Genomic DNA, 9,309 nt, shown 5'->3' with positions numbered 1-9,309 from the left:
GCGGTTGGTCAGCGTTAATTCGGTCGTATCACTTCCTTCGCCGTCGACCACGGTGACGTTGAGACTGCTCGGCAATTGGGCCGCAAACCGATCGTCACCACCACCTAGCCGAACCACAATCTGGCCCGAGGTGACCGCAGTAGGCGACAAGGGGTCGGTCGGACTGCCAGGATGATTCGCGATCGGAATGATTTGGTTGACTTCGTCACGAAGTTGAAGATAACCATCCGTAGTCACCTGCAATTGCACCGTGTCAGCGGCGGAGGTCCCCGTGATCAACAATTCCCCCAGATTGCTCAGTTCGGCGGTAGCGTTCAGCACCAACCGGGGCTCGAGAGGACGCAGCGTCGGCCGATAACCCCGCTGGTACCGGATTGGCAGCGGAGTCGTCGTTGCAGCGAAAAATGTCCGATTGCCGCGAGATCGCAACTGCAGTGTCCAATCACGCAAACGATCGATCGCGTGCCGAGCAGCAGCGGAAATAGTGCGATCGGATTTCATGGGGATCAACGAGACGTGCGAAAGAAGCGGTCTTATTAGAAAACGGCAATGGATAACATCATAGTTGCTGTGTCATTTTATCCGAATCAAAACGGGGGCTGGAAACAAAACCGAGCCAGAATCCAACCCCGTCCGGGATTCGGTGGCGTTACGTTTGTAACGCCGGAGGTCATCGGCAATCTGTAGCGGTATTCGCGATACTGAGGCTTGTCGCGGTTTTGCTGCGGTTTCGGAATGTCGCGGATCGATCAAGGATAAGACGCCGTTCTTGACCCCGTCGTTCCTCAAGGCAAGCTGCGATTGATGGCAAACCATCTAAAAATACAGAGAAACCGTAAAACGGACGCGTTTCGCCGACGCACTTCACTCGTTCGTTTGCTGGCAATCGGGATCGCCACGCTCACATCGACCCACAACACGTTCGCGAAACACCCGGTCTCGACAATCGAGCCCGCTGCGAGCGAATCCGCTGCCAAGTCAAACGCATTCCAACAGTCCTCATCACCGCCGATCCAAATGGCGACGGAATTCGACGTCGCGATGGGACGTCCGCCTGCGTTTCAGCCGCAGCCATCGTTCAATCCGTCGGTTTGGGATGATCCGATCTCGACCATCGATCAGGCGGCCGTTGGGGGAGAGGAAACTTTCGCGTCCGAAACTGCCATCGTGAATTTTGTCAGCCCCGATTCGGATCCATTATTTTTGGGGGATCCAGCCCAGCATGACACCGACACGCTACTCGGTAGCGGATCGTCGCGACAGCAAGCCAGCAGCGACGCCGCGTCACGTGATGCGGCTCTGGACCGCGAATTGAATGCGTTGATGAAGCCGATCGAACAGATCGCGGTGGGGCTCGGTGAGCGTGGGAAAAAGGTGCCCGAAAACGTGGCAACTGAGCTGGGCGAGTCAACTTCATTTGTCGTACTCGCGACCGGGGCAACCCTGCCCAAGCCGGATCGCTACACCGTCGGCTTTTGCCACAAACCGCTCTATTTCGAGCAAGCGAATTTAGAGCGGTGTGGAAATCACTATGGGGTATTCCAGAACGCCGTCTCGGGGTTGGGATTTCTGTGTGACGTTAGAATGTTGCCGTACCATAGTGTCGCCACACCGGCCTGCCACTGCGTCAGTTCGCCCGGGGATTGTTTGAGCTGTGAAATGATGCCGAAACAGGTAAATCCCTTCCCGATCGAGCCCAAAGCGGCGATGTTGGAAGCTGCGGCCATTGCCGGATTTATCCTGCTGTTGCAATAACTCGCCCTCGGCTCGCCCCTAATATTTTTTCGGTGATTGGATTACACTGTCGTCAAATCCCCACCGCAAGATTTCTCATGCCGACCAGCGCAACTCAGCCTCCGATCGACCGTTTGCCAACCGACCGTCGCTTCCAACAGGGCGGATGGCTGTTTCTGGGCTCGTTACTCGTGTTTTTCCTGTCCAGCATCCTGCTGTACGGGTTCTACGCCTACTCACGCCGCGGCGATGCGCTCTCGGCGTTGCCGATTCCGATGACGTTCTTGGTGAGCACCGTGTGTTTGCTGGGGATCAGCTTATTGGTGCACTTTGCCACGCGAATGATTCGCCGCGAGCGACGCGTTACGACCGCCGCTTTGATGGGGATCAGTGCGGTGTTGGCGATTGTGTTTACCGGCTTTCAGATTCTTTCGATGTACACCATGCTGTCAGGGCCTGCTGTCCAGCAGGGCAATGGCAAAGGGTTGGTTGGAATGGTCATCGTGTTGGCGTTCCTGCACGCATTGCATGTTGCCGGAGGGATCATCTCGTTAGGATTGGTCTCGGTGCGTTTGCTACAGGGCCGCTATGATCACGAGCGGCATTGGCCCGTCGACTTTGCCGCTCAATACTGGCATTTTCTCGACATTGTTTGGTTGTGCATGCTGCTCGTTTTCTGGACCACGACGGGCGGATTTGCCTGGTCCTCCTAACGACGCCGTCGCTCGCCCCCCAAAACGTTCTTTTCCAATCCATCAGAGGCAGTTGTCCATGACCAACGTAATCAACATTAGCCCCAGCCAAACGCGTCTCGGTTGGATTGGCACCGGTGTGATGGGCGCCAGCATGTGTGGTCATTTGATCGAAAAAGGGTTTGCGATGACCGTTTACAATCGCAGCCAATCCAAGGCCCAACCCTTGATCGATCGTGGCGCCACATGGGCCGATTCGCCTCGTGCCGTCGCCGAGCAATCGGATGTGATTTTCACCATCGTCGGTTTTCCGCATGACGTACGGCAAGTCTATTTGTGTAAGAACGACGGAGTGTTGGCAGGATGCAAACCGGGCAACATTGTCGTCGACATGACCACCAGTGAACCATCGCTGGCGGTCGAGCTTCATCACGCCGCAAAACAGCAACAAGTGCATTCGCTCGACGCTCCGGTTTCTGGCGGTGATCTCGGCGCACGCAACGCGGCATTGTCGATCATGATCGGGGGTGACGAAGACGTCGTCGCCGCCATGCAGCCCTGTTTTCAGGCGATGGGCAAAACGATCGTGCACCAAGGGGCGGCCGGCGCAGGCCAACACACCAAAATGGTCAACCAAACCTTGATCGCCACCGGCATGATCGGTGTTTGCGAAGCATTGATCTATGCCCACCGCGCCGGATTGGACCTAGAAACGGTCATGAAATCGGTCAGTTCCGGTGCCGCCGGAAGCTGGTCACTAAGCAACCTCGCTCCGCGGATCATCGAGAACAACTTTGATCCCGGCTTTTTTGTCGAACATTTCATCAAAGACATGGGCATCGTGCTCAGCGAAAGTCGACGCATGGGGCTTTCGATGCCAGGACTCGCGTTAGGCGAACAGCTCTATCAATCGGTGAAAGCCAAAGGCTACGGCCGCTGTGGCACCCACGCGCTCACGCTCGCGTTGGCTGACATGTCCGGTATCGATTGGAAAGACCGTTAAGGACCGCTGGAATCATTACCTGTGAACCCATCACGGGTGGTCCCCGCGGTGCGCAAAGCCGCTCGGCGTTGACTCCCCTCCACTTGGTTTCACATTCTGGTAATCTATAGACCGAACCCAAACGGTCCTATTGGTCCCCCGCTGTGTTCTCGCCCGCCATCTGATTGGCGTCCCCCCTCGCTCGTCTGTTCTGTTTGCTACAATGCGGTTATGAATTCCACGCAGCAAGCTCTCGCACGTCTTACCCAGCTATTGCCGCCCAACCGGGTGCGTCAAGACGCTGCCTTTAATGCCGCGTTTGAATCGGATGGTTTGACTGCGTTTCATCAAAAACCGCTCGCCGTTGTGATCCCCGAATCGAGCGACGAGGTCATTAAAGCCGTTCGCTGGTGTCACGACGAAGCGATCCCGTTTGTTGCCCGTGGCAGTGGAACGAGTCTGTCGGGTGGATCGCTGCCTGTGGCCAATGGCATCGTGATCGCGCTGAACCGTTTGAACAAAATTCTTGATCTCGATCCGGTCAATCGTACCGCCGTGGTTGAGCCCGGGGTGGTCAACATCAAAGTCACCGAGGCCGCTTCGAAACATGGACTCTATTTTGCCCCCGATCCCTCGAGCCAAACGGTTTGTACGATCGGTGGCAACGTCGCATTCAACTCCGGCGGAGCCCATTGTTTGAAATATGGCATGACGTCCAATCATGTTGTCGGAATGAAGGCGGTGCTCGGCAATGGCGAATGTGTCGAATTCGGTTCGGCCAGCACGGATGCGATTGGTGCCGATTTTCCTGGCTTGTTTACCGGCAGCGAAGGGTTGTTTGGCATCGCGACCGAGATCATATTGCGGCTGTTGCCAAAGCCCGAGCAATTTCACACCGTGCTAGTCGGTTACCAATCCTTACAAGCCGCAGGGGATGCGGTTTCCGCCGTCATCGAATCGGGTTTGTTGCCCGGGGCGATGGAGATCATGGATGCATTGTCGATCGAAGCCGCCGAGGCCGCGGTCAAATGCGGCTATCCCAAAGGCTGTGCGGCGGTCCTGATCGTCGAACTCGAAGGTCCGCGGGAACGCGTCCAGTACGAGACACGGCAATTAAGCGAAGTGATTGCGCGGACGGATCCGTTTGCAGAACACGTGGCGACGACATTGGCTGAACGGCTAGCGATCTGGAAAGGCCGCAAGTGCGTGTTTTCTGCTGTGGGGCATATCAGTCCCGACTTTCTAGTCCAAGACGGCGTGGTTCCACGCAATCGACTTGGCGAAGCACTCGTGCGTATCCAACAGATCTCGCGTGATGTCGGGATTCGCGTCGCCAATGTGTTCCATGCGGGGGACGGCAATCTGCACCCGATGATCCTGTACGATGGAAATGTCGAAGGCGAGTTCGATCGAGCGGAAGAGGTCTGCAGCCGGATCATCAAAGTTTGTATCGAGATGGGCGGTTCGATCACCGGCGAACATGGGGTCGGAATGGAAAAACGAGAATTCCTGCCCGACATGTTTGATCCGGCCACCGTCGATTTGTTTCATCGGATTCGTCGTGCATTCGATCCACTGCAGATCGCCAACCGAGGAAAAATGTTTCCTGGTGCGGACGCACCGTCGCTGTCGATGTCGGGACTGCATCCGCTAGAAAAGCAAGGAGTGATTTCGCGTGAATAAGCATGACGCCTTGCAGCCCACCACGATCGACGAAGTTCGCGATGCGGTACTCGCGTCTGAGCATGCCGTGATCGTCGGCAATCAAACCAAACCACCACTCGGTTTGTCGACCCCGCCGTATGACACGATCAGCGTGCGCGGCTTGTCGGGTGTGGTCCAGTATGAACCGTCCGAGTTCACCTTTACCGCCTATGCGGGAACCAAAATTGCCGACGTCCAAGCGGTACTGAACGAACGGGGCCAGTACTTGCCATTCGACCCGATGTTGGTCCGTGCCGGAGCGACGCTGGGTGGGACGATCGCGTCAGGTTTATCAGGCCCGGGACGGTTTCGCTACGGATCGATTCGCGACTTTTTTCTCGGTTCCAAATTGATTTTGGGGGATGGCACCCTCGTCAATGTTGGCGGAAAAGTGGTCAAAAATGCAGCGGGATTTGATATCCCCAAATTTTTGGTGGGCAGTTGTGGCGAATTCGGCGTGATGACCGAAGTGACGTTCAAGGTGTTTCCCAAACCAGTCGATTCGGCCACGCTTTGTTGTCAGTGCGATTCCGCACAGGCTGCGTCTAAATCGATGGCGATGGCGGCCGTCAGCCGCTGGGAACTCGACGCGATCGATTATCATGTCGCCTCATCGACGCTGTACTTTCGCCAGCGTGGCCCACGCGATGCCAACCGCGAAATCGCTGCCGAGATTCAAACTCATTTCCCAACACTTCAACACATCGATGAGGACTCGGCAAACGCGTTTTGGAGTTCGATCGGCGAGCTGGATTGGAATTCCAGTGCCTCGCACGTCGTGAAAATCCCGACCACGACTGGCCAATTCGCTGCTTTGTGTGATGCCATCGCCGCGGCGATCCCCGTTTCGCTGCACGTCAGCGGTTGCGGATCGGTGGTGTGGGCAGCGGTGGAACAAGCGGATTCGCTGCAAATGCTCGAATCGGTGCTGGTCCAACAGAACCACCGCGGGTTGTGTGTTCGCGGCAATTCCGATGCTGTCTTTCTGAACCGACAATCCCCTTCGAATATCGAGGTGGCGGTCCAGCAGTCATTTGATCCCGGCGGGCGTTTTAAACGTCGTTTTCCATCGCAATCGCGTCATTCTTTTTCCTCTTAACGATCCTCTTGCGGGCGTCGCCACGGGTCTCTCTCTGGCGATCCACGCTCCCTATCTAAAACAAACGCATGCAACACAAAATCCCGATCTCGAAACTCGGTCCGCTTGGCGACGAGATGGCCTCGGCGGTGAGCACGTGTGTGCATTGCGGTTTTTGCTTGGCGGCCTGCCCCACCTATGATCAATTGGGGCAAGAGCCCGATTCGCCGCGGGGCCGGATCGTGTTGATGAAAGATGTGCTCGAAGGCAATTTGTCGGTCGATGATGCGTCGCTTCATATCGACCGTTGTCTCGGCTGTTTGGCATGTGAACCCGCATGTCCATCGGGGGTTCCCTATCGCGATCTGATCAGCCCCTATCGGGCGACGATGGAACCGGTGCGAAAGCGAACGCTGATCGACCGGGTGACGCGAGCGATGACAAGTTCGACGCTGCCGTATCCAAGCCGGTTTCGGCTGGCAGCGAAACTCGGACGTTTTGCTCGTCCGCTTGCACCATGGCTACCACGCTCGATCGGCGCGATGTTGAACCTGCTACCTGATCGATTGCCGCAGCGACAATCTTGGCTGGCGGTCAATCCCGCAATCGGGACTCGCCGAGGACGCGTCGCGCTTTTGTCAGGCTGTGCTCAATCGGTACTCGCTCCGGATATCAATACCGCGACCATCGACGTGCTGACACGCAACGGTATCGAAGTTCTCGTGCCGCCTAATCAAGCGTGCTGTGGTGCCCTTAGCTGGCACGTGGGGAATTGGAATCAGGCCAAGCTGTTCGCGATCGCCAATTTGAAAGCGTTCCCAGAGGATGTCGATGCGATCATCACCAACGCAGCGGGGTGTGGTTCGGGGATGCACGAATACGGAATGATTTTAAAAGGGACGAAGTACGAGTCCGCTGCAACCGCGTTTGTCGAGAAGGTCAAAGACGTTTCGGTTGTGCTGGCGGAATTGGGCGAATTGGCAGCAATCCCGCAGCGAGGCGAATCACTTCGGATCGCCTACCACGATGCCTGTCACCTCGCCAATGCGCAATCGGTACGATCCGAACCACGGCACCTGTTGACGCAAATTCCCTCAGTGGAATTGCTCGAGATCCCTGAATCTCATTTGTGTTGCGGGTCGGCGGGAACGTACAACGTCGATCAACCCGAAATCGCCAAATCACTCGGTGACGACAAGGTGAGGCACCTGCTGAGCACCGAACCTGATCTCGTTGCCACAGGCAACATCGGCTGCATGACTCAGTTGCAAACGCATCTGGCCGCGGCGGGGTCGAGCGTCAAAGTCCGCCACACCGTGCAAATTCTGCGAGACGCCTACATCGGCAAGTTGTAATAAGGTGCATCCCCGCCGCTGACGCGTCACGGCGAATTGCATCAACAAAATTCTTGGCGAGTGTCGCTACCGAATTCACCCTCCCGAGTTCACCTTCCTAGCGCAACCGGGAGCGTCGGAAAACGAGCCTTCAGCGAGTATTGCGGGGAGGGCTTCGTGGCAGCTAAAACCGAACGCACGCCCCTAACATCCAGAGCCTTCGGGACCCGACCGCCTACGCACAGGCGGCTCCTAGAAGCGACGTGGGTTGCAGCGAGCAGGCTGCACGCGTTTTCATGAAAACTTCATCCCAGTGACACCGAGTTGCTAACGTAACGGTGCGACAAACGTGGCCTGTTCCTGGCCGCTTCGTTTTCGGTGCACTCGCTCTGAGTCATCACGGTCGGTTCGTCTTGACGCAGCGGCACGTGATGAAGCAAACGACCTCGGTTCCTGAAACCTTTTCCGAACCTGCACGTTCGATCCGCGATTGGGCCGAATCGAGCCCCCGGTTTCAATTGGTGGTTGCTGGATGTGCCGCCTTCAGCGTCTATTTTTGCATGTATGCGTTCCGCAAACCGTTTACTGCGGGGACCTTTGATGACCAATCGGTGTTTGGCGTCGGACTGAAGACAACGCTGGTGGTGTCGCAGCTGCTCGGATACATGGTGTCGAAGTTTATCGGCATCAAAGTCGTCTCGGAGATGCGGAGCGAGTATCGCACGTTCACGATCATCGGGCTGATCGCGTTCGCCGAGCTGGCGCTCGTTGGATTCGCCTACCTGCCCGTTTCGCTCAAGCCAGTGATGCTGTTTTTCAACGGATTGCCACTGGGGATGGTGTTCGGTTTGGTGCTGGGCTATTTGGAAGGACGCAAACAAACCGAAGCGTTATCCGCGGCGTTGTGCGCCAGTTTTATTATCGCCTCGGGCGTGGTCAAATCCGTCGGCCGCTGGCTCATCCAGGATTTTGGGATCAGCGAATTCCAAATGCCGATGATAGTGGGTTTGTTGTTCTTTCCGCCGCTTTTGATTGCCGTGTGGGCGCTCCAGAAAACGCCGCCGCCAACGGAGGAGGATCGTCGGCTAAGACGTGAACGCAACTCGATGAATCGAGGCGACCGACATAATTTTCTCATCAAATATTGGCCGGGACTTGCCTGCTTGGTTTTTGTCTATGTCGCGTTGACGATTGTTCGCACGATTCGCGATGACTTCGCCGTCGAGATTTGGCGTGACATGGGTGTCAACGAGACGCCGTCGGTTTTTGCCACTTCCGAGATTGCAGTCGCGTTGTGTGTCACCGCGCTGAACGCACTGGCGATCTGTTTCCGCAACAACTTGATGGCAATTCGTTTGACGCTTGCCGGAATGGGGATCGCGTTTGCGTTGGTCGTCGCCTCGGTTTTCGGTCAAGGCGGCGGCATCTTATCACCTTTTGTTTTTATGGTTGCGTGTGGGGTTGGGTTGTATGTTCCCTACGTCGCCTTTCACACCACCGTGTTTGAGCGCTTGATTGCCGCATCGAAGATGCCTAGCAACTTGGGTTTTTTAATGTACTTTGCCGATGCGATGGGATACCTCGGGTATGCGGTCGTGATGATCTTGCAAACGACATTGCAGGAATCGATGCAACGACCGGGCGCGGCATTGTCCTTATTTACGATGACGTTGGTGGTGATCGCCGGCGTATCGATGATCGCCTTGGCGATCGCGTACCAATACTTCCGCCGCGTGTTGACCGATCCCGAATCGGTTTCGTCCACGCAGACTCACTGAAAGAGAT

At 56.3% G+C, this 9,309-nt stretch carries 7 protein-coding genes and 1 pseudogene; 7 read left to right on the top strand and 1 reads right to left on the bottom strand.

From position 1 onward, the window contains the following. A pseudogene (locus tag ABX962_RS05215) lies at positions 1–501 on the bottom strand (hypothetical protein); the annotation flags it as partial. 303 nt (positions 502–804) lie between these two features. Between ABX962_RS05215 and ABX962_RS05210 the strand changes: the two are divergent. From ABX962_RS05210 to ABX962_RS05180, 7 genes are all read left to right on the top strand, one after another. Further along, positions 805–1,755 carry a hypothetical protein gene (locus ABX962_RS05210; protein WP_372717275.1) on the top strand — a complete coding sequence of 317 codons (951 nt, stop codon included), beginning with the start codon at positions 805–807 and terminating at the stop codon, positions 1,753–1,755. Between the two features lie 77 nt (positions 1,756–1,832). Continuing rightward, complete coding sequence (locus tag ABX962_RS05205; protein ID WP_372717273.1) at positions 1,833–2,447, top strand: cytochrome c oxidase subunit 3; 615 nt, start codon at positions 1,833–1,835, stop codon at positions 2,445–2,447. A 58-nt stretch (positions 2,448–2,505) separates the two neighbouring features. Beyond that, on the top strand, positions 2,506–3,429 hold the full coding sequence (locus tag ABX962_RS05200; RefSeq protein WP_372717272.1) for an NAD(P)-dependent oxidoreductase: 924 nt from the start codon (positions 2,506–2,508) through the stop codon (positions 3,427–3,429). A 210-nt stretch (positions 3,430–3,639) separates the two neighbouring features. Continuing rightward, on the top strand, positions 3,640–5,091 hold the full coding sequence (locus ABX962_RS05195) for an FAD-binding oxidoreductase (protein ID WP_372717270.1): 1,452 nt from the start codon (positions 3,640–3,642) through the stop codon (positions 5,089–5,091). Continuing rightward, on the top strand, positions 5,084–6,211 hold the full coding sequence (locus ABX962_RS05190) for an FAD-binding protein (RefSeq protein WP_372717268.1): 1,128 nt from the start codon (positions 5,084–5,086) through the stop codon (positions 6,209–6,211). Before ABX962_RS05195 ends, ABX962_RS05190 begins: the two co-directional genes overlap by 8 nt. 68 nt (positions 6,212–6,279) lie before the next feature. After that, positions 6,280–7,545 carry a glycolate oxidase subunit GlcF gene (gene glcF, locus ABX962_RS05185; protein WP_372717266.1) on the top strand — a complete coding sequence of 422 codons (1,266 nt, stop codon included), beginning with the start codon at positions 6,280–6,282 and terminating at the stop codon, positions 7,543–7,545. A 410-nt stretch (positions 7,546–7,955) separates the two neighbouring features. Continuing rightward, positions 7,956–9,302, top strand: coding sequence for a DUF5690 family protein (locus ABX962_RS05180; protein ID WP_372717265.1), 1,347 nt, complete (start codon positions 7,956–7,958; stop codon positions 9,300–9,302). Positions 9,303–9,309 lie beyond the last annotated feature (7 nt).

Source organism: Novipirellula sp., from assembly GCF_041583735.1.
Classification (GTDB): Bacteria; Planctomycetota; Planctomycetia; order Pirellulales; family Pirellulaceae; genus Novipirellula.
Note: the sequence above shows the minus strand (reverse complement) of the source record. Positions and strands in the feature narration are given on the sequence as shown.

What these genes read in the sequence shown, in the direction of transcription:
- glcF (WP_372717266.1), top strand. Translation starts at nt 6,280, where the DNA reads ATGCAACACAAAATCCCGATCTCGAAACTCGGTCCGCTTGGCGACGAG.
- ABX962_RS05210 (WP_372717275.1), top strand. Translation starts at nt 805, where the DNA reads ATGGCAAACCATCTAAAAATACAGAGAAACCGTAAAACGGACGCGTTT.
- ABX962_RS05180 (WP_372717265.1), top strand. Translation starts at nt 7,956, where the DNA reads ATGAAGCAAACGACCTCGGTTCCTGAAACCTTTTCCGAACCTGCACGT.
- ABX962_RS05200 (WP_372717272.1), top strand. Translation starts at nt 2,506, where the DNA reads ATGACCAACGTAATCAACATTAGCCCCAGCCAAACGCGTCTCGGTTGG.
- ABX962_RS05195 (WP_372717270.1), top strand. Translation starts at nt 3,640, where the DNA reads ATGAATTCCACGCAGCAAGCTCTCGCACGTCTTACCCAGCTATTGCCG.
- ABX962_RS05205 (WP_372717273.1), top strand. Translation starts at nt 1,833, where the DNA reads ATGCCGACCAGCGCAACTCAGCCTCCGATCGACCGTTTGCCAACCGAC.